We start from the raw sequence: 23,293 nt of genomic DNA, 5'->3' as shown, positions 1-23,293 counted from the left end.
CGAATTTCTGGTTCACCTCCTTTGGAAACACCATCCATAAGGTAAGCAGGAGGAAAAAAATATTTAATTTTCTTTACTATTTCTTACATTCTTATTATCGGATACATTTTCCTTCTTGTTAGGAAAAATGGCATAATTTATTTATTAAGTTTTCATTAAAGTTCACTAATTTGTCAAATTTTCGGAGAAAATAGGCGGAAAATCATAGATTTTTGGCAAAAAAATCCTGTAAGCCCAGGATGACAAAGCACCAAAGGCTTACAGGCTGATTGCGATAAGCGTGGTTATGAAGGGGAGGGGGTCGATTTTTGTCGGAGCAAAATCGATTTTCGGGCCCACAAGCCATTAATCAAGAGCAGAACGGCCGAAACAAGAAAAAGCTGCTGGATCGTCATCACGCCGGAGATTGCTCCGCCTACGACGGGGCCCAGCATGTTCCCGAGCGCAAGCGCGCTTGTGTTGAAGCTGTAGGAGCGGCTTTCCATCCCGTTCGGCGTATATTTCCGGATGAGCGCGTTCACCGTAGGGAGCAGTCCTCCGAGAAAAATGCCGAGGAAAAACCGGGCCGCGCAGAGCTGCCACACGTTATGCACGAAGGCTTGGGGGACCGAAGCTACGGCGGCGCCGAGCAGGCAAGTTACGAGAATTTTCTCCGGTCCGATCCGATCGGACAATTTGCCGAATACCGGCGAAGCGATCATATTGGAGAAGCCGGTCACCGATCCGACCAGACCGGCGTAGAACGCCAGCATCTCGTCCTGTCCGTGAAGCTGCTGAACGAACAGCGGGAGAAGCGGCATGACGCTGAGCAGCGAGAACTGGATCAAGAAGGTGACGGAGTACAGCGAAGGAAGCTGCGAAATGCGCCGCAGCTCGTTGAACGCCGCCAGCATGGACTGCTTCGGCTTCTGAAGCGCTTTTTTCGCGTCGAACGTTTCCTTCACCAGCAGCGCTGCAAGCAGCGAGGCGGCGAAGAGCGTCGCGCCCGTCACGAAGAAAATGTTGCGGAACCCGATCCATTCTGCCAGCAGTCCGCCGAGAAACGGCCCGAGAATCGATCCGGCGACGGAGCCGGATTGCAGCGTGCCCATCGCGAAGCCGACCTTCTCCCGCGGCGTGGTGGCCGACATCAGCGCGACTCCCGCGGGCACGAAGCCGGACACCGTACCGTTCAAGAGCCGGAGAAGCAGCAGATGCCAGGCGCTGGTCGAGAAGCCCATCAGCGTCATGACAATCGCCATGCCGAAGCCGGAGCGCAGCAGCATCACTTTGCGTCCGTACCGGTCGGCGAGTCCGCCCCAGATCGGTTGAAAGATAAAGGAGGTGACGAAATTCCCCGCAAAGATGACCCCGGCCCAAGTAGCAACGCTATGAGGGTCATGGAGGCCCAGCTCCTGCAAATACAAAGGCAAAAAAGGAACAATCATCGTCATGCCGGCCATGACCAAAAATTGTCCCACCCATAATACGATTAAGTTAACCTGCCATTTCGCCACGCGAGTTCGCCTCTTTTCAAGCTGACCATCGCATGCAAACCGAAGAAGATGTTTGCCGTCCTCTGTGTGCTGGTCTATGTAATGTATCGTTCGACATGCTTCGAGTATACTCTCATTATTTCTGCGATGCAAACGTGTTCGGGGCAAGAGACGGTTGGTTGTCCCGGACATGACGACGAATGCCAGCCCGTTATTTCCGCTCGATCCCGCTGCGAATTTCGCCAACGAACCGCTCCAGATTGGGCAGGCCGACGCGTTCGGCGATGGCGACGGCTTGCTCGACGTCATAAGGCACGCGGACGAGCTGTACGGAGAACGGGGCAGGCTCCAGGCAGGCCGGATGCGACGTCTCTCCTTCCAGAATGGCATAGCTCGCATAAGGGAGCCCATCGTAAGGCGCGCCGACGCTGCCGGTGTTGAACAGCAGCAGACCTTGTCCCGCCTTCGACTTCAGCGTCTGGACGTAAGGAACGTGGATATCTCCGTAGCCGATGACATCCGGTGTCAGCTCCGTGCCCGCAAACCCGCCCGTCTGGTCCGTATTTTGGAACATTGCTAGCTTTTCCTTCTTATTAGCCTTGCGGATCACGCGATGATAAATGCTTTGCGCGGAAGCGTGAAAGAGCCGTACGCGGCGTCCGCTTAGCCGCAGTTCCGCGGAAAACGGCAGCTCCCGCAAGTAGCGAAGCCGCTCTGTCCCGAGCAGGCGCTGCTGCCACAAGCCGGTTTCCTTATCCTGGGGGTTGTTGATGCCGTGATCCCAGTTGCCCTGCACCGTCGTTTCGCATAACTCGCGAATGCGGTCTACCGCCTCGCACGGCTGAGGCCCTTTGCCGACCAGATCGCCGAGGCAGACGATACGCCGGATACGGCGGCGGCGAATATCCCGAACGACCGCCTCCAGCGCAGGCAAGTTGCCGTGGATGTCGGAAATGACGGCGATTTTGTCCATGATGTATAGGTTCCTCCTGTTTCTGCTGCTGCCAAGTGGCGGATCCTTCCATTATAGCACATGCAAAGAACCTTCGGAGAACGGCATTCCCGGAAGGTTCTTATTTTTTGCAGCTTTGTCGGCGTCCTAGTACACTTTATGAATGATCTCTTCGAAATCCGGCTCCTCCATATGAACGTCGCGGGCCGTTCCATATGGCTCCAGCCGGCGGAGTACCTCTAAGGCAGGAAGCTCCTGCCGGTTGAAATGGACGGTCAGCTCGCAGCCGTTCGCTTCCGCAACGGTGAAGCCTAACTCCGGCTCCGTGGCAACGCCCGGAGAAACTTCGGCTTCAAACGATACGCGCAGAATCGTCGGCAGTCCGATGCGCTCCCGCAGCTCGCCGATCGTTCCGTCGTACGCCAGCGACCCGTGGTTAATCACCATGACGCGGTCGCAGAGCTGCTCAATGTCGTCCATATCGTGAGTCGTCAGCAGCACCGTCTTGCCGAGCTCACGGTTTACTTTGGACAGCAGCCCGCGAATGTTGCGCTTGGCGATGACGTCCAGTCCGATGGTCGGCTCGTCAAGGAACAGGATATCCGGCTCGTGCAGCAATGCGGCGGCAAGATCGGCCCGCATCCGCTGGCCGAGCGACAGCTTGCGGACCGGCGTATCGGCGAATTCGCCGAGGCCGAGCAGCCCGTCCAGCTCCGCCAGCGTCCGCTGCTGCCGCTGCCGGTCGATGCGGTACATCGCGCACAAAATATCGAACGAATCGCGCACCGGCAAGTCCCACCACAGCTGGCTGCGCTGGCCGAAGACGACACCCAGCCGGGAAACGACCCGGCGGCGGTCCTTATGCGGGCTCATGCCGTCGATCCGCACCTCGCCCGAGGTCGGGTGCAGAATGCCGGTCAACATTTTGATCGTCGTCGATTTTCCGGCGCCGTTCGGACCGATATACCCGACGAACTCGCCCGTACCGACCGTGAAGCTGATATCGCGGACCGCCGTTTTTTCCGCCCCGCCTCCGGTCACGGCCGCTTTGATCCGTTCCCACCGGCTTAAATGGGGGGCGGGAATGCGAAAGCTTTTATGTAAATGCTTAACCTCAATCATCGGTTCATTCGCTCCTTTCAGATCTGGAAGTGTGGAAGTCTGTGGAAAATCAGCTTCCGCTGCTCTGGTAGCGGCTCAGGCCGAACCGCCAAAACCGCAGCATGAGCCACAGGAAGACGGCGGCAAAAGCCATGACGGCCGGCAGCAGCCACCAGCCGAGCTGGCCCTTCACGATATAAAGCGCCGGCATGTAGTTCGCCATCCCGACGGGGATCAAGGTGAGTAGCAAGGTCCGCAGCCAACCGGGATACAGCTCCATCGGATACTGCACGGCTTTGTTTGCGGCATCTTCGGTCAAGTTTTGCAGTTCGCTGACCCGCGTCGTCCAGAAGCCGAACGTTGCGGTGCCGAGTCCGATGGCGAACAGTAGCGCTGCGCCCGTCACCAGAACGACTAGCGTGAGCGGAATGGCGGCTGCGGTCACCTGTCCCGAGCTTATCATTTGTCCTAAGCAGAGCGTCAGGATGATGCCGCCCTGCACCCATTCGCCGAGCATCAGGCGGAAATTTTGCGACATCAGCGCCAGCAAGACGGGAATCGGCCGGACAAGCAGCTGGTCCAGATCGCCGGAGACCAAATATTTTTCCAAATGATGCACGTCGTTGGCGAAGCTGCGGTAGAGCGCTTTGGACAGCAGGATGGTGGCGTACAAATAGCCGATTTCGTACAAGCTCCAGCCTTGAATCGAGTCGAATTTCCATAAAATCACGGAGAGCAGCAAAAAGTCCATCACACTGACAAGGGCCGCGAGCACGGTGGATAGCCAGAAATTGAATTTATACTGCATCCGGCTGCGGACGCTGGCTTTGACCAGCAGCAAAAACATGCGTACCGTGCTCATCCGCCCTGCACCTCCACTTTATTCCGTACGACAGCGGTTGCGGCGAGGCAAAGCGCAGTGAACAGTACGCACCACAAAAGGCCGCCGTACATTTCGGACGGGGAAGCAAGGCCCAAATAAATTTTGCTTGGAATGTACTGCATGTACGGATAAGGTGTCATGTAAGCGATGCGCTGAAGCCAGTGCGGCAGCCATTCGATCGGAATGAGAAAGCCGGAAAGCACGCTTGAGATGGAATTGTGAACCCAAAATAGCCAAGTCGATTCGGTAGTCCAGAGGGCCGTTACGCCGATGAGGTAATTCACGCAAATGTTCATATAGGCGGCCATCGCAAGCGCCGTGGCGAAAGCAAGCCAGGTGCCGGTACTGCGTGGAACCGGAAGCGAGAGCATCCATATGTAAATCAGGTAGATGGGGATCGTTTTGTAGAGCAATTGGTAACCGATTTGTCCCCATTCGCGGCACATCAACTGGTAAAACAGATGAACCGGACGCATCAAGTCGGTTGCGATCTGTCCGGTACGTACGGAGCGCTCGATTCCAAGCCCGTTGGTCACGAACAAGGTTACCCACAGCGTCGCTTGATTCAGCGCGACATAATGGATGACGGTTTGCAGGCTGTAGCCGTGCATGCCGTCCTGCTGTCCGATGCCCTGCCAGATCGAGACGTAGATCAGCCCGAACACGATGCTGGCGACCGTATTGACCGCATGGGACAAGCGGTACTGCAGATTGCGTGCGAACGCTTTCTTCATTAAGACAGGGAAAAGCATAGACACCTCCGTAAGCTTGGATTGGAGCTTTGCTGGTAACGGCAGCGAAGCCCGGTTCGCCGGGTTCGGCGAGGGATGAGGCGGATTGAGGTGAGTTGCCTAAAAAGTCGAGAGAAAATCTATGTTACCAGAATAAGGGGGGGCTTGGCAATCGTTTTTTTTAGGTATTTGTGCCCCATGACCACAGGCGGACGATTTGCTATAATGGGAAAAGAGAACATATGCGCTGATTCGCAGCGGGATAGGATAGGGGTAGGTTAAGATTCAGAAGGAACCGGTTGATACGGAGCAATCGCGTAAGCAAAAGCATGAACAGGAGCAGAAGCAGAACAGAACGCTCTGGATAAAAATTGGCTTGTTAAGCCTCATCACGGCTGGCGCCTTCGCATATTTGATTCAAAAGCTGGACCCTCCGCAGGAGGGGGACAAAGAGGGCGGGCTGGCATTGCCTCCGAAGATCGAAGCGATGTCCAAGCCGCCTGCGACGACGACTCCGGGCGTCACTCAGGAGAAGCCGCCGGCAGCGGATAGCGGTGCAGCGACGGCGCCTCAGGAGCCATCCCCGAAAGTCAAGCTCACGTTCGTGGGCGATGTCATGTTCGGCAGCAAGGTGGATGACCTGCTCCAAAAGAACGGCTACGATTATCCGTACAAGCATGTCAAGCCGTACTTGGAGAAGGCGGATATTACGGTAGCGAATCTGGAAACGCCGATCACGACAAGAGGCGAAGTCCAAGAGAAAGAATACGTGTACCGGTCGTCGCCGCAGTCGCTCCCTGAATTGAAGCGTGCGGGCGTCGATCTGGTGAATCTGGCCAACAACCACAGCATGGACTATGGCGTCGAAGGGCTGCTCGATACGCTGGATTACCTTGATGCCCAGGACATCAAGCATGTAGGCGCGGGCCGGAATTCGGACGAAGCGTATAGCTACGTGATTACGGAGCAAAAAGGCATCAAGATTGCCTTCCTCGGCTTCAGCCGGGTCATTCCCGATACGAGCTGGTACGCCGGCAAATCGAAGCCGGGGATGGCGGAAACCTACAGCACGAAGCTGGCGTTTGAAGCCATCGGCAAGGCGAGAGCCGAGGCGGATCTGGTTGTCGTTATCGCCCATTGGGGAGAAGAGCGCAAGGCGTATCCGGTCAAGTCGCAGACCGATCTGGCAAGGCAGTATATCGATGAGGGCGCAGATCTCGTCGTCGCCAGCCACCCGCATGTCGTTCAAGGCTTCGAGCAGTACAAGGGCAAATGGATCGCCTACAGCATGGGCAATTTTATATTTACTACCAATGATAATCCGAATACTTGGGAAAGCATGATTTTGGAAGCCTCCTGCACCAAGGAACGAAGCTGCGATCTAAGCATGGTGCCGATTCTGACCAAGTGGGCCCAGCCGGTCCCGATGGTCGACGAGGCCCGCGACAAGCTGTTCGAGAAGCTGACGAACTTGTCCGTCAATGCGCAGATCGACAAGGAAGGGCGGATTACGCTTGGGGAGACCCGCAGTATTCCATCCGACGCGGAAGAGAAGCCGCCTGTGAAGAAGGAGACGGGCATCGTCGGCGGAACGTCCAAAACAGCCGTCAAAGCGCCTGCGGACGGGGCGAAAAAGCCTGCCGATTCCGGCAAAGCCGCCGATCCGAAGAAGGCCGAGCAGGGCAAGAAGTCCGAGACCGGGAAGACAACGGATACGGGGAAGAAGACGGATGCGGATAAAACGCAGACCGGGAAGACAGGAGAATCGGGCAAGTCGCAGGGAACCGGCAAGAATACCGAGGGCAAGAAAAAGACCGAGGAAGGCGCCAAATCGTCCGAGGGCGGTAAAAAATCGACTGAAAGCACCAAGAAATCTGCCGAAGATCCGAAGAAATCGACCGATTCCAAAAAGACGAACGAATCTTCAAAATCCTCCGGTGAAACCCGCAAGACGGAGGAAGACCGGAAAACATCCGGATGAACGTAAAACGGCTGCTCCATTCGCATGGGGGCGGCCGTTTTTTACGATGCGCAAGCGTTGAGATTCCTCCAAGCCGGGCTTATAATGAAGGCGGAGTCTTATTTTAACGGAAAAGGAACGATCCGAAGATGAACGAATCGATTCGCAACATTTATTGCGTAGGACGCAATTACGGACTGCATGCGGCTGAGCTCGGCAACGATATTCCGGAGGAGCCGATGATTTTTACGAAGCCGACCCATGCACTGGCGGCGATTGACGGCGGCGAAATCGAGCTGCCCGGCGGACGGGGCGAGGTGCATTACGAAGCCGAGCTGGTGCTCCGGATCGGACAAGCGTATAAAGAGGGCATCACCGTGGACGAGTTGGTGGACCAACTGGCGCTGGGCATCGATTTTACTTTGCGGGACGTGCAATCGGCGTTGAAAAAGAAAGGCCACCCCTGGCTCCCGGCCAAAGGGTTTAAAGGCTCGGCCGCGCTGACCGGATTCCGTCCGTTTCCCGGCTTCGGGCAAGTCAAGCAGGTAGAGTATTCCTTGAACCGGAACGGTCAGGAAGTACAGCGGGGGAATTTGAACGACATGATTTTTGATCTACAGGTGATCGTAGATTATATCGCCGCACATTACGGCTTGGGTGAAGGGGATATCATTTACACGGGTACGCCTGCGGGCGTTGGGGCGGTGAATGACGGAGACCGTTTCGAGCTGTTCTGGGGGGAGCGTGCTTTCGGCGCTTTTACGGCCAAGATCGGGAAGTAGCGGGTCCTGGAACGAAGAGGGCTCTGCCGCATCCGGCTTTTTACGATCATATTACATGGGGTTGAAAGGGGCTCGGATGAATTGCAGCATTGGATCATCGGATTGGCAGGAAGCGTTCTGATTGCCGGGGCGGCGTACAGGAAACGATCGCTGTCCGGATCGGGGGCTGCCGCTGCGGTCCTGCTCGGAACGCTGATGTATGCGGCAGGAAGCTTGGCTTGGTTCGGGACGCTGATTGCATTTTTTATCTCGTCCTCGGTATTGTCGAAGTGGAAGAGCAAGAAGAAGGCGGCCGCCGAGAGCGGCTATGCCAAATCCGGACGGAGGGATGCCGGCCAGGTGCTTGCCAACGGCGGCCTGGGGCTCGCTCTTTGTCTGGGAGCCGCATTCATACCGCATCCGGCCTGGTGGGCCGTCTACATCGGCGTGATGGCAACGGTGACTGCGGACACGTGGGCGACGGAGATCGGCGGCCTCAGCCGGACGGCCCCCCGGTCCATCGTCAACGGCCGTCCGGTGCCGCCCGGCACTTCCGGCGGCGTATCGCCGCTAGGACTTGCCGCATCCGCGGCCGGCGGCTTGTTTATCGGAGCCGTCGCATGGGCGCTGGCGGCGCTTCAGCCGGAGCAGGCAGGGGACGCCCCTGCGTGGGCGGCCTCCGTCCGGTCGGCGGCCGGCCTGTGCGTCCTTGGGCTGGTTGGGGGCCTCGCCGGGTCGCTGGCCGACTCGTGGCTCGGGGCGGTGGTTCAGGTCATGTACCGCTGCCGCGTCTGCGGGAAAGAAATCGAAAAAAACCGCCACTGCGAGGCAGCGGCGGTTCGAATCCGGGGGTTGGCGTTCATGACCAACGACACGGTTAACGCTTTAAGCTCGGCGTTTGGCGGTGCCGTAGCTCTCCTACTCTCGCTGTGGCTGTAACAGCGGTTTAATCCTCTTCCTTGCGGGAATAAGCAAGCTTCGTTACATACATGGTGATGCCCGAGATAAGCAGCGCGACGATAATGCTGATGACGATAACGGTAGTTACCATGGCTTAAGCAGTCCTCCAAGCGGATAAATGTCACTTCGGTCATTGTACCCCATGGAGGACAAAAAGCCAACCGTTACGGATTGCGCGGCTTCCAGGCCGGAAGCTGCAGCGAACCGACTTCGCGTAGTGTGCTCAAATCGTTCGCTTTCAGCATATCGGGCGAGGACGAATACAGCGTATCGCCGATATACAGCAGGCGCTCGATATTGCGTTCGCTGCCGTACCAGTGCTGCCCCGCTTTGTTCATATCGTCTCCCGTCAAGTGCGTAATTTTGCCGCGAAGCTGGAAGCCTTTTTGCAGATCCAGCCCGTAAACATAAGCGCCTTGGAAGGTGAAGTCCCCGTATTTCGATGCGTTTTCCTGCGTGTTGGCGCCGGTCTTATCTTTCACTTCCGCAACCGTGACCGGGAAGGCCAGCAGCTGCTTCTCCTTGGAAAACAGCAGCGCTTTATGATTGTATAGCAACGGCGATTCGGTCCCCCGGTCGCCGATCGTTTCCTTGAACAGCTCCTTCGGATTCGCGACATCGGATACATCGAACAGGGCGAGCTTCATGCCTTGATAGAAAGCGACCGTGTCCGAGCCGTCGCCTTTTTTGTTAGCGACCTCTACAGCTTCCTTGCCGAAGCCGATCAGATGGTTCTCGTCGTACGGATGCAGATAGTCGCTGTAGCCCGGAATTTTCAGCTTGCCGAGCATAGCCGGCGCTTGAGGGTTACTCAGATCCAAGACGAACAGCGGATCGGTATTTTTAAACGTCACCATATAGGCGCGGTTCCCGGCATAGCGTACGGAATAGATACGCTCGCCCGGGGCCAAGCCTTCCAGCTTCCCGACGACGCTTAGCGATTCGTTCAGCACATACACGTTATTTTTCGACGTATGCTCGTCGTTCCGCCACATGTCGCCGCTTGTGGTGGCGATGCGGAAATAGCCGTTGTGCTCATCCATCGAAAACTGGTTCAGCGCATGTCCCGGCACTTTGCCGCGCCCGACATACCGGACCGTCCCGTTGTCCATGCCGAATTTATATATGGCGCTTGTCAAGTTAAGCGGCGCAGGGATGAAGGTGGTTTTGCCGTCCGCCTGCACCGTCTGCTCATTCTCTTTCAGTGGCTCGTACTCGCTCACGGTGACATACAGGTTGTCGGGAGAAGCGTAGACGTTTTGCCCGGAGCCGAGATAGCTCGTCACCTGCATTTTTTGATCGGGCTTGCTGAGCTTGAGGCCGCCGATCAGCAAATAATTCGGCTCGACGGCTTTCGGAAAGTACCGGATATCCTCATAGCCGATCGTAATAAATTGGTCTCCGGCAGCGGAATCCCGGTAGGCCGGCAGCGATTCGTTCGCCTGCTTCGCGGCGGAGTCCGCCTCTTGGCGCATGATCCAAAAATAATTCATCGACTTGTTCGTTACGACGTACAACGAGTCGCCGATTTTGCGGGAAGAGACGTAATGCCCTTCCAGCTCCGCCTCGCGGACTTGCTTCAGCTGGGTCCGGTCGCCAAGCTCGTAAACGATGGTCTTCGTCGTCGAGCGGGTCGGGCGTCCGGGCCATACGACCATCTTCTTGGCCGTTCCGATGCCCGGCTCTGCAGAAACCGCAGGGCTGGCGTCATAAGGAATCGGTCCCGGCTTCTCGTACGTCGGATAGGATGTGTTGCCGACAACGACGAGGTAGTTGTTATCGACGTACAGCTCCTGCGGATAAAAATTCGGGTCCGCCCAGTAGACGGTGCTGACGACGCTCATGCTTTCGGCCGGAGAAGCTTTCGTCACGAGAACGCGGTCGCGATTCACCTGGTAGATGTAGGTGCCGTCCGTCTTGATGACGTCCGCTTCATCGACGCCCTGCACTTGCACATTTGTGCCGGAGTAGGCGGGAGCCGCTGCGTCGGAAGCCTGCTTGGCGGCACTGCCGGCAGCTTGCGGTGCGTCAGCGGACGATTTCTCGGTAACCGCGATCGCATTGTCGCCCCGCAAGATCATGCTGGGACCGCTTCCGTGAACGGCGGCAGACTCCTTAAGCAGCGCTTCCATCCGTTCCCGCGAACCGACGGTCGGCAAGCTTTTGTCCGCATCGGCAATCGTTACGCGCTTGTTCGGGCCGTCCCAATAAACGTTAAAATCGAACGACTCGCTGAAAAAGCGCAGCGGTACCAAAATATTTCCATTATCGAGCGCGGGCGCTTCGTCCAACGTGACGGCTTCGCTTCCGCGGAAAGCTTCCTTGCTGTCCAGCCGAAGCTTGATCGAGCGATCGGCTTTGGTTGCCGTGGCCGAGCGTTCGGCTTCGTCCCACTGCACCTGCACACCGAGTGCATCCGACAGCTCGCGGAGTGGAACCATCAGCGTGTTTCCGATCAAACGTGGCTGCACGGACAAGCTGACGGGCTGTCCGTTTAGCGTCAGCGCGATGATTGCTTGCCCCGTGTCCGCCGCCACGGATAAAGGCGCCGGGGAGACGGAAGTAAGGAGTGTCAATGCCAACATGCCTGCAAAGAGTGTTTTTTTCTGCACTTGATTTTCCTCCTTTGATGTTTCGTACCCTCTTTGTATCCTTTTTGAAATCTCTTCTTGTTCACCCCTACTGACGCGCCCCCCGAAGAAATTGTTTCATCAAAAACCGCTCTTTTCCAAAAAGAAAAAGAGCGGTTTACCGGTTTATTCGTCGCGATAAGCTATAGCCCGGTTCCGCCCTTCCTGCTTGGCCCGATAGAGCGCCTTGTCCGCGCGGATAATCAGCTCCCGCGGCGAGACGTCGCGGACGGGAATCATGGTGGCTACTCCCAGACTCGCGGTGACGAAGGAGGAGACGGCGGAGCCGCGATGAGGGATGCGCAGTTGTTCCACTTCCGAGCGCATTCGCTCGCCTACATAAAGCGCGCCCCGGCCGTCCGTAACCGGCAGCACGATGACGAATTCCTCGCCGCCGTATCTCGCAATCATGTCGCCCGGACGCTTGGCTGCGCGCCGCATCGCTTCGGCTACATACTGGAGGCAGGCGTCGCCGTCATGATGTCCGTAGGTGTCGTTATACCGCTTGAAGTAGTCGATATCGAGCAGTATAACGGACAGCGGCGTGGAGAAACGCATGGCATGCCGCCATTCCTTGGCAAACCGCTCATCGAAAAAGCGCCGGTTGGCGAGCCCGGTCAGCGCGTCGATCGAAGAAATTTTTTGCAGCAGCTCGTTGGTTTTCATCAGCTGCTGTTCCGTTTGCTTGCGCGAAGAGATGTCCCGGGAGATGCAGATCACCGTTTGTCCGTTTCCCGAATCGTGTTCGTCATCTGCAATTCGTCCGCTTGTTTCGAACCAGACATAACCGCCGTTTTTCGTGCGAATCCGGTAGGAGCTCAAAGGCAAGTTCGGCGCCGTTTCCATAGGGGACATCATTCCAGGGATTTTCGTCAAATCCTCGGGATGAAACAAATCGTAGGCGCTGGTCCCGATCAATTCTTCGGGCTCGTACCCAAGCAGTACACGGCAAGAAGGAGAAATGTACAAAATACGGCCGGACAAATCGTGCATCGACACAACGTCTGTGCTTTGCTCTACAAGAGTCCGGTAGAGTGAATCGCTGCCTGTTCCGTTCGTCTCACATTTCGCTTCCCGTCCGGGGGCAAGCGCCGCGAATCGGCTCTGTGCATCGCTCTCCAGGATTTGGACGAACAGAGAAGCCGGCCATCCGTTTGGCCGGGGCACGACCGGCGCCGTGACGGAACACGGGACCAGTGTACCGTCGCGGCGGATAAGCCTTGCTTCGAACGGCTGAGCTGCGGACGTCCCGTCGGCCAACTCTTTCAATATTCTATGAATCCGCTCTCTATCTTCGGGATGGACAACAGGTTCCCAAGGCTTGCCGTTCAACGCCTCTTCGGGATAGCCGATTTGCTTGCCGAATGCAGGATTGACACGAAAAAATAGGCCTTCTTCCGAGAAGAAAGCCATACCGCTTGCGGATAGCCTAAACGCGCTGAAATATAATTGGGTTTGCTCTGCATCCGTCCATTGATCAACCATGCTGCCGGCATCCTTCCTGCATGGATTACGTCCTAGTAACTAGGAAAATCGTTCCATAAACTCGCACTTACTATTTTAATGAAAGTGGAGTTTTTGATCAATGAGGATGGAAAGGTTATGGCAGATTTAATATAAATTTTACTATTTCTTGACTATTTAAAAAACATCCGGTATGAAAACGTTATTTGCTCGAATTGTTTCCGTCTTCCACATGCTCCAAGTCTGTGTCGGCGGAAAGGAACGGCCGGGTTCCCGCGTCTTCGGTAACGGTCAGAGCTTGCTCGGAGGACGCCTCGTTCAGCCGTTTCTCAAGCTGCTTGATCTTACGCTGCAGCTTGATCTGGCGGAACAAGCCGATCAGAAAGGCGATCAAGCCGCCGAGCAGGGTAGATCCCAGAATGACCAGAATAAGTGGAATGTCGGCTTGGGTGAACAAGAAATTGACGCGGACGGGCTCCACGTTAATAACGGCGAATACCGCGGTAATAAGGGCAAAAAGCAACGTGCTGATCAACATCCATTGGGCTCTCATCGAAATCGTCTCCTTTTGACTGCTGCATGAAGGGGCAAAAAGGCCGAGCCGGGCAATACCGGACTCGGCCTGTGTCGGCGGCTTACTTCGCCAGCGCTTCCATTTGCTCCAGAAGCTCTTTGAATACGCTCATCGCCTGTTTGATCGGTTCCGGCGTCGACATATCCACGCCTGCCTTCTTCAAGATATTGATGGAGTAATCGCTGCTCCCGCTTTTCAGGAAGCCGAGATAGCGGTCGACGGCCGGCTGGCCCTCGTCCAAAATCTGCTTCGCAAAGCTGGTGGCCGCCGAGAAGCCGGTGGCGTATTTGTACACGTAGAAGCTGTTGTAGAAATGAGGGATGCGCGCCCATTCCATCTCGATGTCCTGATCTACCGCCATATCCTTGCCGTAATACTGCACGTTCAGATCGTAGTAGATTTGGCTCAACAGCTGCGGGGTAAGCGTTTCGCCTTGCTCCGCTTTTTCGTGAATGATCTTCTCGAACTCGGCAAACATGGTTTGCCGGAATACCGTCGTCCGGAACTGATCCATATAGTAGGTGAGCAGGTACATTTTTTCTTTCTTGTCCGTTGACTTCTTCAGCAGATAATCCATCAGCAGCGCTTCGTTCAGCGTCGATGCGACTTCCGCGAGGAAAATCGTATACTGCGCGTAGCGGTAAGGCTGATTCGCGTCCGACAAGTAGGAATGGAGCGCGTGGCCCATCTCGTGCGTCAGCGTGAACATGCTGTTCAGGTTGTCCTTGTGGTTTAGGAGCACATACGGATGGGTGCCGAATGCGCCCCAACTGTAGGCGCCGTTGCGCTTGCCCTCATTCTCGTAAATGTCGATCCAGCCGCCTTCGAAGCCTTCCTGCAGGGTCTTCAAATACTCTTCGCCGAGCGGCTTCAAGCTTTCCTTGACCGTTTTCTTTGCTTCCTCGTACGTAATCTCCATGTCGTATTCTTCGACCAGTGGAGCGAACAGGTCGTACATGTGCAGCTTGTCGACCTTCATCAGCTTGCGGCGCAGCTCCATATAGCGGTGCATGAGCGGCAGCGACTCGTGAATCGTGTCGATCAGGTTCGTGTACACTTCCTTCTTGATGTTGTCTCCGAACAGGGACATTTCCAGCGTGGAAGGGTACTTGCGAATCTTGGAGTAAAAAATATTTTTCGTCACGTTGGCGGCAAGCGTCGAGGCGATCGTGTTCTTTTGCTTGGCATACGTGGCGTACATCGCTTCGAAAGCTTGCTTGCGGACGTCGCGGTTACGGCTTTCGAGGAATTGGATGTAGCGGCCGTGCGTAAGCTCGACCTCTTCGCCTTTTTCGTTTTTCACTTTCGGGAATTTGATATCCGCGTTGTTGATCATGCCGTAAATCGTGCTCGGCGCTTGCGACAGGTTGCCGACCTGGGCCAGCAGCGCCTCCTCCGCTTTGCTGAGCACGTGCTGCTTCTCGCGGATCAGCTCTTCGAGCGTCCTTTTGTAGAAGGCGAGCTGGGGATCGTTCACCAGCTTCTGCAGTTGGTCGTCCGACAAGCTCAAAATTTCCGGGGAAATGAACGAGGTCGCTTCACCGGCTTCGACGCTCAATCTTTTCGATTTATCGGATAAGGCCTGATATGTAGGGTCCGCCATGTCCTCGTGATGCTTCATGTTGGCGTAGACATACAGACGTTCGGTATGTAGGGAGATTTTATCCTCCAGCTCGAAGCACTGCTTGATGGCCGCCGGGTCGTTCAGCTTGCCGTGAAAGCGGCCGATTTCCTGCAGCGCGTTTTTTACTTCTTGATGCTCTTGGTCCCAGGCCTGCTGGTTCGGAAAAAGGTCTTCCAGGTTCCAACGGTGTTCCGCAGGAACGTCGCTCCGCTTCGGTACTTGATTCATGGGAGCCCTCCTTGTCAAATGAAGTGGTTTAGCTGCTTGATTCGCAGCCGCTGCCGATCCGATCACCACACCGGAGAGCAGCGCGCCCGATAGCAGCAACGGTAACAATCGCATTACCCGCTCACGCTCCAAGCTGTTTATGGGTCCGTTGGAAAGCTCTAGTTAGTATAGCCGGAGCGCGGGTTAAATATAAGTATAGGGAATTCAAGGAAAGAAGTCTATTGGCTTACTTCGCGCCGGAAAAAAAACTAAAGATCATCAGCACGAACGAAAACGATACCATCACCAGCGCCAAAATGGCCAGCGGCCGTTTCACGTTCGCCGGAAGGGAATCTTTCTTCATGATTAAGATCAACGCGAGCGAGAATGAAATAATCATGAACGTCAAGATCGATGCGCCATTGCTCAAAGCTTATCACCTCTTACTGTCTATGTTCGCCAATTCGGGCGGTTTTCCTTTAACTCCTCATGAAAAAAATGCAACGGGAAACGTTTCAAAGGGAACGCTATACCCGAAAACGAAAGGAGTGATTGCGTGAGTCCCACTACCCTTGCGGACGCTGCCGCGCCCCCAGTGCTTGCCGACAAAAAAAAGCCTACAGCGGGCTTATCCGTATCGCAGTTCGTCCTGGAGCAGCTGAAGGCTTGGAAGGTAGAGCGGATCTACGGCGTCATCGGCGACGCCAATTTAAGTTTATTGGATGAGCTCGGAAAACAGAACGCGATCCGGTATGTGGCCTGTCGGCATGAGAGTGCAGCCGCGCTGATGGCTTCCGCCGAGGCCAAGCTGACGGGAAGGACGGCGGTATGCCTTGCAACAAGCGGCCCCGGCGTAACGAATATGTTGAACGGTCTTGCCGATGCGGCCATGGATCGGGCGCCGGTGCTGGCGCTGTCGGGACAGGTCGAAACGGCGAAGATCGGCACCCGGGTCAAGCAGTATGTTGATCAGCAAAAGCTCAACGCCGCTGTGGCGGGTAAATCCGAGCTGGTCACGCATGCGGACGCGCTGCCCGAATTGATGGAACAGGCGCTCGTCCACGGTTTGCTCCAAGGGCAGGTGACCCATCTGTCCATCCCGAAGGACTTGTATTCGGTGAAGGTAAAAGGCGAGATAAAGTCGTACGCCGCCCACCTGCATCAGCCGCTGGCCACCCCCGACAGCGAGATTGCGGAATTGGCAGCCTTGCTCGCCTCGGCCGAACGGCCGGTCCTGTTCATTGGCCGCGGCGTGAAGCAGGCAGCGGAGCATATCCTTCAGCTCGCGGAGCAGCTGTCGGCCGCCGTCATCACCACGCTGCCCGCCCGGCCGTTGTTTCCGAACGACCACGAATGCTACGCGGGGGGCCTTGGTCAAGCCGGCAGCGAGGCGTCCAGCGTCCTGCTGTCCGAAAGCGATCTGATCGTCATGCTCGGTGCGACATGGTGGCCGGACGATTACGTGCCGACGCAGGCGCGGATCGTTCAGATCGATTGGAACCGGGAAACGATCGGCCTCGGTCATCCACTGCATAAGGGCGTCGTCGGCAACCTCGGGCAGATTGTACCCAAACTCGCCGCTGCCGAGCATCTCTCGGCCAAAGACCGCAGCGCTTGGTGTGCCCGGGTTCACGACGTATGCACGGGCTGGAAACGGCAAATCGAGGCCGAGACCCGGGCCGATGGCACGCCGATCCCGCCGCAGCGCGTCATGAAGACGATTGCGGATCACGTATCGGATCAAGCGATCGTCGCCGTCGATACCGGCGATCATACGCTATGGTTCAATCGTATCTTTCAAGCCAAGGCGGGGCAGGATATCCTGATTTCCGGCCGGTGGCGGACGCTCGGCTTTGCTTTGCCGGCGGCAATAGCCGCCAAGCTCTGCTACCCGGACCGTCAAGTGATCGCGGTAGCAGGGGATGGGGGAGTCGTCCAGACGCTGATGGAATTCCAGACGGCGGCCGAGCTGCGGTTGCCGATCGTACTGGTTATTCTGAACAACGGCGCTTACGCGATGGAGCGGGACCGGATGAACGTCGCCGGCATGAACCTGACCGGCAGCGCGCTTCAGCCGCCCGATTTCGCAGCTATCGCGGAAGCCTGTGGCGGCTCCGGTTATCGGGCATCGAATTCGGCTGAATTCGAGCAATCTCTCCGTCAGGCGCTGACCGGCAGCAAGCCTGCGCTGATCGACGTCCGCACTGCCGCAACACCCGTTCCGCATGCGAAAATTTAAGCTTTAACGCAGCAAAGCCGGCACTAGTGGAATGTGCCGGCTTTTCGTCGTTGCCCCACCATACTAGCCGCGAGGCTGATTTTTGTTTTTGAACTTTCTTTTGAAATAATGCATACAGAAGGTAGAGTAACTGTCGGAGAGCTTGCGTGCCGCCTTTGACAACGGGTTATTACCATAATATATCCAATTCATTTAACCCGTTGTCAACAGCGGCCGGAGGCAGTTACTCTACCGCTTAGCGAGCACTTATTTCAAGGTTCAAGAGCAACCTGATCAGCCTCGCGACTTCACCAAAATCATGCGACCTTTTTCATCTCGCTTCGCTTCAAAGCTGTCGTTCGGTTGGATGTCCGCTCCCTGCTCCAGATCGGGCGGGATCGTCAGGTGGCCGCTCTCGTTAATGGATACCAAGGAGCCATAGATTTTTTTCCAGTAGCCCGCCAGGAGAACGCCCACGACGACGATGGCAACCAAGCCCCATTTCACGATCGGGTTGGCGATAAACCATTCCTTGACTAGCGGGTCTCCCGTCAGCATCGAACCCGCGGTATAGGCCAGCACGCCGGAACCGATGTAAATGATCCAAGGAAATCTTTCAAGCAGCCGGATAAACAAGGTGCTTCCCCATACCATGATCGGCACGCTGATAATGAGGCCGAGTATAACGAGAAGGGAGCTGCCGTGGGAAGCGCCGGCCACCGCCATGACGTTGTCGAAGCCCATGGCCGCGTCAGCGATTATAATCGTACGAATGGCGGGCCAGAGCTGCGGTTTGGCTTCGATGGCATGGTCTTTCTTGTCCACCAGCAGCTTGTAGGCGATCCAGATCAGCACGACTCCGCCGATGAGCAGCAAGGCAGGCAGCTTCAGCAGCCAGACGACGGCGAGTGTGGCGATGACACGAATGATAACGGCACCGACCGTTCCCCAGAGGACTGCGCCTTTTTGCTGTTCTTTCGGCAAATTGCGCGCTGCGAGTGCGATGACGATGGCATTGTCCCCGGCAAGCACGAGGTCGATCAAGACAATGTTCATCAGGGCGAGAAGAAATTCTACGGACAACCATTCCATGTCCTACCACTCCTTTTTACGTTGTTGTTGGTGTTAGTATTTACACAAAAATGACCTCTACCACATCGGTACAGGTCATTTTCCACCAAAAAAGACCTCTACCTCAATGGCAAAGGTCTTGCTAACAACGTTTCGTTGCCAATAAAGCCGGGGCTCTTCCCAGAACCCGAACTGACGACTTTACTGTGACAGCTACTCCCCTTTGGAGGACATCCTTATGTAATTGCCCTCATTATACCGAATGGACAAGCCGGGCGTCAAGCAAAAATATGTCCAATTTCGTATTAAACTTGACGGAAAGCTTCCATAATACTCTCGCGCTCTTCGTCGGTGCCTTGGAACCGTTCCTTCGAGAAGCGTTCGTTCACCCAATGCATCATCTCCGGACGGCTGAGAAACGTGTGGCAATCCTCGCCCCACTGGTCGGAAATTTCTCTTAAAATCAGCTGCTTTCCGTTGACCTCGACCGTCAGCATGTTCCATTTGTCTTTTTTGTAGATCGTATGTTTTTTAATCCCCTGATTTTTCAAGGCTGTTACCTCTTTCTATTCCAATGGTTACGGGCGAGTGAGAGAGCCCTTGCTACCTCTTTACCTTAGCATGAATTGATCTTGGCTTCAACCAAGCGGGCAACCATGTTGCGATTGTCAATCACCATAGACCGTGATAAAATGCCAATAAGCTCCAGCACCAAGCCGAAGGGCGGGTGGGGGCCAAGCGATTCAATACATGAGCAGAGGAGAGCGGAGAAAGATGAGCAGAGGGTATGAGCAGATTGGAGTGGCAATGACCTGCCGGTCGTTTGCCGAGTACGAACGTATGTTTAGGCTGAAGCCGGAGCTGCTGGAGGCGGGTCCGATTTTGGACGTGGCCGCAGGAGCTTCGTCGTTTGTAGCGGAAGCTGCTGCCCGCGGATTGGCGGCTCAAGCGGCCGATCCGATGTACGAGCTGTCGGCAGAAAGAATTTACCGCCACGGGATGACGGAAATCGAAGTGTCGACCGGGAAGCTGACCAAGCTGCGGGAGAGCTTTGATTGGACGTTCTACGGCGACCCGGACCGGCATCGTGCGATGCGGGAGGAATCGATGAAGCGGTTTGCCGACGATTATGCGCACCCTTCCGAAGGAAGCAAGTATACGGCGGCCAAGCTGCCTCATCTTTCATATGAAGACGAGTCGTTCGGGCTTGTGCTGTGCAGCCACTTTTTATTTCTGTACCATGAGCAATTCGACTATGACTTTCATGCCCGCGCGCTGCGTGAGCTGCTAAGGGTATGCCGTGCAGGCGGAGAGGTGCGGGTATATCCCGTCATTACACTGCAATGGGATCGGTATCCGATGTTGGACCGGCTTCTGGAAGAGCTGCGGACGGACGGATTCGAGGCGTCTTTGGAGCTCTCCGAATTGCCTTTTATTCCCGGTTCCAAAGAGCTGCTGCGCGTACAAAAATAAGGCTGCGTATAATTTAGGTCTTGTTGATTTATCCTGATAAGGGTGATATACTTTAAGCATTCGCCCTTGATGGCGATACATCTAGGAGGTTGTTTTCATTGAAAGGTACAGTAAAATGGTTTAACGCAGAAAAAGGCTACGGGTTCATTCAAGTAGAAGGCGGCGACGACGTATTCGTACACTTCTCCGCAATCCAAGGCGACGGCTTCAAAACTTTGGAAGAAGGCCAAGCGGTTGAGTTCGAAATCGTTCAAGGCAACCGTGGTCCGCAAGCGGCTAACGTTCACAAACTGTAAGACGAAACTAACTACGATGCCCGGTCGACAATCGGTTGACGGGTTTTGATATAAGCTTTCTTTTAGAAATCAAAACGATGAAACTTCTTGAATTCGCTTCTTGATTTCACAAGAAAACTTACCGCTGCGGCGGTTTTCATCTCATCGTTAGATAGTTTACTTAAGTTTTAATGCCAAATGAAAAGCCAACAAGGCGGTTCTTGGAATAATCGTTCCAGGAACCGCTTTTTTTGCATCCCCGCTGGAAGGCGAGGGTGCCGAGAAGCCGCCCAAAATGACTTCGCCATAAAAAACAAGAACGCCCCGGATACCAACATTGGTCCGAGGCGTTTTTTAGCATTTCGTCATTAATCGACGATACGCAGAATGTCGTCGATTTCCTTGCGCGGCAGGCGGGCCGGCCGCTCGGAAGGATAGCCGAGGGCAATGACCATGTTGATCTGGCATTCCGGCCGGATGTCCAAATATTCGCGAAGCTGGTCTTGGGCGAGCAGCACCGGACCGGTCATCGGGCATGTGCCAAGTCCGCGGGCATGTGCGGCCAGCATCAGGTTTTGAGCGGCGAGGCAGCTGCTCTTGATGCCTTCTTCCGCCCACACCGCATCGTTGACCAGTTCGACGGGATCGAAAATACGCTCCCGGAACTTGGAGTTGTACGGCGTCGCGAGACATACGATCAGTACAGGCGCATCCGAGAAAGCGGTAGCGTAAGGTCCGAACGACTTGGTCAACAGGCGGGCTTCCTTAGAAAGGCCGCGCTGCTCCGCTTCGGCGGCTCTGCGATGCAATTGATCCCAAGTAATTTGCTCGATTTCTTTAATTTTGTCGCGATTCATGACGGCAATGAATTCCCACGTTTGGGAGTTCGTATCGCTTGGGGCGTAACGGGCGCAATCGATGATTTCGCGGATATCTTCGACGGCAACCGGCTGATCCGTATATTTGCGGATGCTGCGGCGGTCAAGCGCGATCGTTTTGAATTCATGGTAGGACAGTGTAGATGTATCGGTCATTAGGGGCCATCCTCTCTTTTCGACTTGCGGTATTTCTTAGGACTTGGTACTAAAAGCTCTTTTCCATTATAACGGCGCCGCATGAAAATGACAACCGTATGGTGGCTCCAACAGAAAACCCGCTCCGCGTCATACGACGCAGGAAGCGGGACTAGAACGTCAATGGGCGCCGGGCACGGACAAGCCGATGCGGTCGACCAGCCGTTTGCTTTCTTCGTTCAACCCTTTAAGGGACACGGCCTTGCCGTGCATTTCATAGCGGGAGATCATCTTCGCTACGGCGTTCACGGCGGAATGGTCCCAGAGGTGAGAATGGCTGAAATCCACGGTGACGGAGGCGGGGTCCCCGGCATAATCGAATTGCTCGATGAAGTGAGAGACCGTTCCGAAAAACATTTGTCCGGATACCTGATACTGCTTGCTTCCATCCGGGAGAAGCGTTGCGGCTGTTCGCAAGGATGCCATTTTCCAAGCGAAAATGACAGCGCTCAAGACGACACCTGCAAAAACGCCTTTGGACAAATCATGCGTAGCGACGACAATCACCACCGTAACAATCATCACGAACGAATCGGTTTTCGGGATCGTACGAAGCTGCTTCAGCGAACCCCAGTCGAACGTGCCGAGCGAGACCATGAACATGACGCCGACCAAAGCAGCCATCGGAATTTGCTTGACGACATTGCCGAGCACAAGAATCAGGAACAGCAAGAAGACACCGGCTACCAAGGTCGAAAGCCTCGTCCGTCCACCGGATTTGACATTGATGACGGATTGGCCGATCATCGCGCAGCCTGCCATGCCTCCGAAAAAGCCGGTTACGATGTTCGCAAAGCCTTGACCGCGCACTTCCCGGTTTTTATCGCTTTTGGTATGCGTCATTTCGTCCACGATCGTTGCCGTCAGCAGCGACTCCAGAATGCCGACCATGGCCAAGGACAGCGAGTATGGAAGCAGGATGAGCAGCGTCTCGAACGTAAGCGGAATTTGCGGGATATGAAAAGTCGGTGGGACGTTCGTCAGCTGCCCCATATCGCCGACCGTTTTGACATCCAGATGCAGCCCGATCGTTAATACGGATACGACCAGGATGGCCGCGAGTGCGGAAGGTACAGCCTTAGTCAGCCGCGGCAGCGTGTAGATAATCACAAGCGTCAAAGCGACCAGTCCGTACATGACCCAGCCTTGTCCCGTAAAATGCGTCAGCTGAGCCATAAAAATCAAGATGGCGAGCGCATTGACGAAGCCCGTCATGACGGAGTGCGGCACGAACGTGATGAAACGCCCGAGCTTCATCGCTCCCATGAGCCATTGGATAATCCCGGTCAATACGGTGGCAGCGAACAAATAGTCGAGACCGTGCTCCTTCACGAGCGTGACCATCAGCAAAGCCATGGCTCCGGTTGCAGCGGAAATCATAGCGGGGCGGCCTCCGGTGAAAGAAATAACGACCGCCATGCAGAACGAAGCGTACAGGCCGACCATCGGGTCCACTCCGGCAATGATGGAAAAAGCAATGGCCTCGGGAATCAAGGCGAGGGCTACCGTCATCCCGGATAAAATGTCCGCACGCGGGTTGGAAAACCAAGTCGTATTCAATTTTTGCAAAAACAATGTCAGTACCTCCTGATCTACGATGTTGTGACTTTCCACTCTCAGAAAAGTCGGGGCCGATAGTCAATGGGATAGATTATACAAGAAATCGGAACGTCGTTCCATCTTGTGAAAATTGAAAAAAGCGGTTTTATCGCAAATTTACTGGACCATACGGCTCCGTTCGGCAGAATTCTTGCCAAAATGAAAAACCGTACCCGAAGGTACGGTCAGCCTGTTGAGAAACCCTCAGCAGGCTATTTCTTTGTTTCCGTTTTTTATCCATTCACCGCGTTAATATGGTATA

Annotated in this window: 20 protein-coding genes; 6 read left to right on the top strand and 14 right to left on the bottom strand. The window is 55.3% G+C overall.

What is annotated here, in order from left to right; translation table 11 throughout:
• Window positions 1-284: 284 nt before the first annotated feature.
• The 5 genes from KQX66_RS20340 to KQX66_RS20320 form a co-directional block, all read right to left on the bottom strand.
• Window positions 285-1,496, bottom strand: a complete 1,212-nt coding sequence (locus KQX66_RS20340; RefSeq protein WP_216794639.1) for an MFS transporter — start codon at window positions 1,494-1,496, stop codon at window positions 285-287.
• A gap of 190 nt (window positions 1,497-1,686) precedes the next feature.
• Window positions 1,687-2,448: a metallophosphoesterase family protein gene (locus KQX66_RS20335; protein ID WP_216794638.1), complete on the bottom strand. Its 762-nt coding sequence runs from the start codon at window positions 2,446-2,448 to the stop codon at window positions 1,687-1,689.
• Window positions 2,449-2,574: 126 nt separating this feature from the next.
• Window positions 2,575-3,549, bottom strand: a complete 975-nt coding sequence (locus tag KQX66_RS20330; RefSeq protein WP_216794637.1) for an ABC transporter ATP-binding protein — start codon at window positions 3,547-3,549, stop codon at window positions 2,575-2,577.
• Window positions 3,550-3,598: 49 nt separating this feature from the next.
• Window positions 3,599-4,390, bottom strand: a complete 792-nt coding sequence (locus tag KQX66_RS20325) for an ABC transporter permease (RefSeq protein WP_216794636.1) — start codon at window positions 4,388-4,390, stop codon at window positions 3,599-3,601.
• On the bottom strand, window positions 4,387-5,163 hold the full coding sequence (locus KQX66_RS20320) for an ABC transporter permease (RefSeq protein ID WP_216794635.1): 777 nt from the start codon (window positions 5,161-5,163) through the stop codon (window positions 4,387-4,389). The genes KQX66_RS20325 and KQX66_RS20320 overlap by 4 nt, the downstream gene beginning before the upstream one ends.
• A 355-nt stretch (window positions 5,164-5,518) precedes the next feature.
• Between KQX66_RS20320 and KQX66_RS20315 the strand changes: the two genes are divergently transcribed.
• From KQX66_RS20315 to KQX66_RS20305, 3 genes are all read left to right on the top strand, one after another.
• Window positions 5,519-7,123 carry a CapA family protein gene (locus tag KQX66_RS20315; RefSeq protein WP_253957306.1) on the top strand — a complete coding sequence of 535 codons (1,605 nt, stop codon included), beginning with the start codon at window positions 5,519-5,521 and terminating at the stop codon, window positions 7,121-7,123.
• Between the two features lie 128 nt (window positions 7,124-7,251).
• The gene (locus KQX66_RS20310; RefSeq protein ID WP_216794634.1) at window positions 7,252-7,884 is read left to right on the top strand and encodes a fumarylacetoacetate hydrolase family protein; all 633 of its coding nucleotides are present in this window, start codon (window positions 7,252-7,254) and stop codon (window positions 7,882-7,884) included.
• 81 nt (window positions 7,885-7,965) lie between these two features.
• Window positions 7,966-8,802, top strand: a complete 837-nt coding sequence (locus KQX66_RS20305) for a DUF92 domain-containing protein (RefSeq protein ID WP_216794633.1) — start codon at window positions 7,966-7,968, stop codon at window positions 8,800-8,802.
• Between the two features lie 185 nt (window positions 8,803-8,987).
• Here the strand turns inward: KQX66_RS20305 and KQX66_RS20300 are convergent, their stop codons facing one another.
• The 5 genes from KQX66_RS20300 to KQX66_RS20280 form a co-directional block, all read right to left on the bottom strand.
• Window positions 8,988-11,435 (bottom strand): beta-propeller domain-containing protein, encoded by a 2,448-nt coding sequence (locus KQX66_RS20300; protein ID WP_216794632.1) that lies wholly within the window; start codon window positions 11,433-11,435, stop codon window positions 8,988-8,990.
• 144 nt (window positions 11,436-11,579) lie between these two features.
• Window positions 11,580-12,938, bottom strand: a complete 1,359-nt coding sequence (locus tag KQX66_RS20295; RefSeq protein WP_216794631.1) for a sensor domain-containing diguanylate cyclase — start codon at window positions 12,936-12,938, stop codon at window positions 11,580-11,582.
• Window positions 12,939-13,119: 181 nt separating this feature from the next.
• Window positions 13,120-13,470 carry a LapA family protein gene (locus tag KQX66_RS20290; protein ID WP_216794630.1) on the bottom strand — a complete coding sequence of 117 codons (351 nt, stop codon included), beginning with the start codon at window positions 13,468-13,470 and terminating at the stop codon, window positions 13,120-13,122.
• A gap of 82 nt (window positions 13,471-13,552) precedes the next feature.
• Window positions 13,553-15,343 carry an oligoendopeptidase F gene (gene pepF, locus KQX66_RS20285; RefSeq protein ID WP_216794629.1) on the bottom strand — a complete coding sequence of 597 codons (1,791 nt, stop codon included), beginning with the start codon at window positions 15,341-15,343 and terminating at the stop codon, window positions 13,553-13,555.
• A gap of 226 nt (window positions 15,344-15,569) precedes the next feature.
• Window positions 15,570-15,752 carry a hypothetical protein gene (locus KQX66_RS20280; protein ID WP_010491482.1) on the bottom strand — a complete coding sequence of 61 codons (183 nt, stop codon included), beginning with the start codon at window positions 15,750-15,752 and terminating at the stop codon, window positions 15,570-15,572.
• A gap of 126 nt (window positions 15,753-15,878) precedes the next feature.
• Here KQX66_RS20280 and KQX66_RS38105 point away from each other — a divergent pair, with 126 nt between their 5' ends.
• The gene (locus KQX66_RS38105) at window positions 15,879-17,561 is read left to right on the top strand and encodes a thiamine pyrophosphate-binding protein (RefSeq protein ID WP_216794628.1); all 1,683 of its coding nucleotides are present in this window, start codon (window positions 15,879-15,881) and stop codon (window positions 17,559-17,561) included.
• 273 nt (window positions 17,562-17,834) lie between these two features.
• Here the strand turns inward: KQX66_RS38105 and KQX66_RS20270 are convergent, their stop codons facing one another.
• Both KQX66_RS20270 and KQX66_RS20265 read right to left on the bottom strand, forming a co-directional pair.
• Window positions 17,835-18,632 carry a TerC family protein gene (locus KQX66_RS20270; protein WP_054974053.1) on the bottom strand — a complete coding sequence of 266 codons (798 nt, stop codon included), beginning with the start codon at window positions 18,630-18,632 and terminating at the stop codon, window positions 17,835-17,837.
• Window positions 18,633-18,916: 284 nt separating this feature from the next.
• Window positions 18,917-19,108, bottom strand: coding sequence for a hypothetical protein (locus KQX66_RS20265; protein ID WP_054974061.1), 192 nt, complete (start codon window positions 19,106-19,108; stop codon window positions 18,917-18,919).
• Window positions 19,109-19,385: 277 nt separating this feature from the next.
• Between KQX66_RS20265 and KQX66_RS20260 the strand changes: the two genes are divergently transcribed.
• Window positions 19,386-20,084: a methyltransferase domain-containing protein gene (locus KQX66_RS20260; protein ID WP_216794627.1), complete on the top strand. Its 699-nt coding sequence runs from the start codon at window positions 19,386-19,388 to the stop codon at window positions 20,082-20,084.
• A 98-nt stretch (window positions 20,085-20,182) separates the two neighbouring features.
• Window positions 20,183-20,380, top strand: a complete 198-nt coding sequence (locus KQX66_RS20255) for a cold-shock protein (protein ID WP_010491474.1) — start codon at window positions 20,183-20,185, stop codon at window positions 20,378-20,380.
• 347 nt (window positions 20,381-20,727) lie between these two features.
• On the opposite strand, the gene KQX66_RS20250 is transcribed toward KQX66_RS20255, so the two are convergent.
• On the bottom strand, window positions 20,728-21,393 hold the full coding sequence (locus KQX66_RS20250) for a nitroreductase family protein (protein ID WP_216794626.1): 666 nt from the start codon (window positions 21,391-21,393) through the stop codon (window positions 20,728-20,730).
• Between the two features lie 159 nt (window positions 21,394-21,552).
• A complete protein-coding gene (locus KQX66_RS20245; protein ID WP_216794625.1) occupies window positions 21,553-23,007 on the bottom strand; it encodes a SulP family inorganic anion transporter in 1,455 nt (484 codons plus the stop codon).
• Between the last annotated feature and the right edge of the window lie 286 nt (window positions 23,008-23,293).

It is taken from the genome of Paenibacillus oleatilyticus, from assembly GCF_018998565.1.
Taxonomy (GTDB): domain Bacteria; phylum Bacillota; class Bacilli; order Paenibacillales; family NBRC-103111; genus Paenibacillus_G; species Paenibacillus_G oleatilyticus.
The sequence above is the reverse complement of the archived record's forward strand: the minus strand, read 5'-3'. Positions and strand labels throughout refer to the sequence as shown.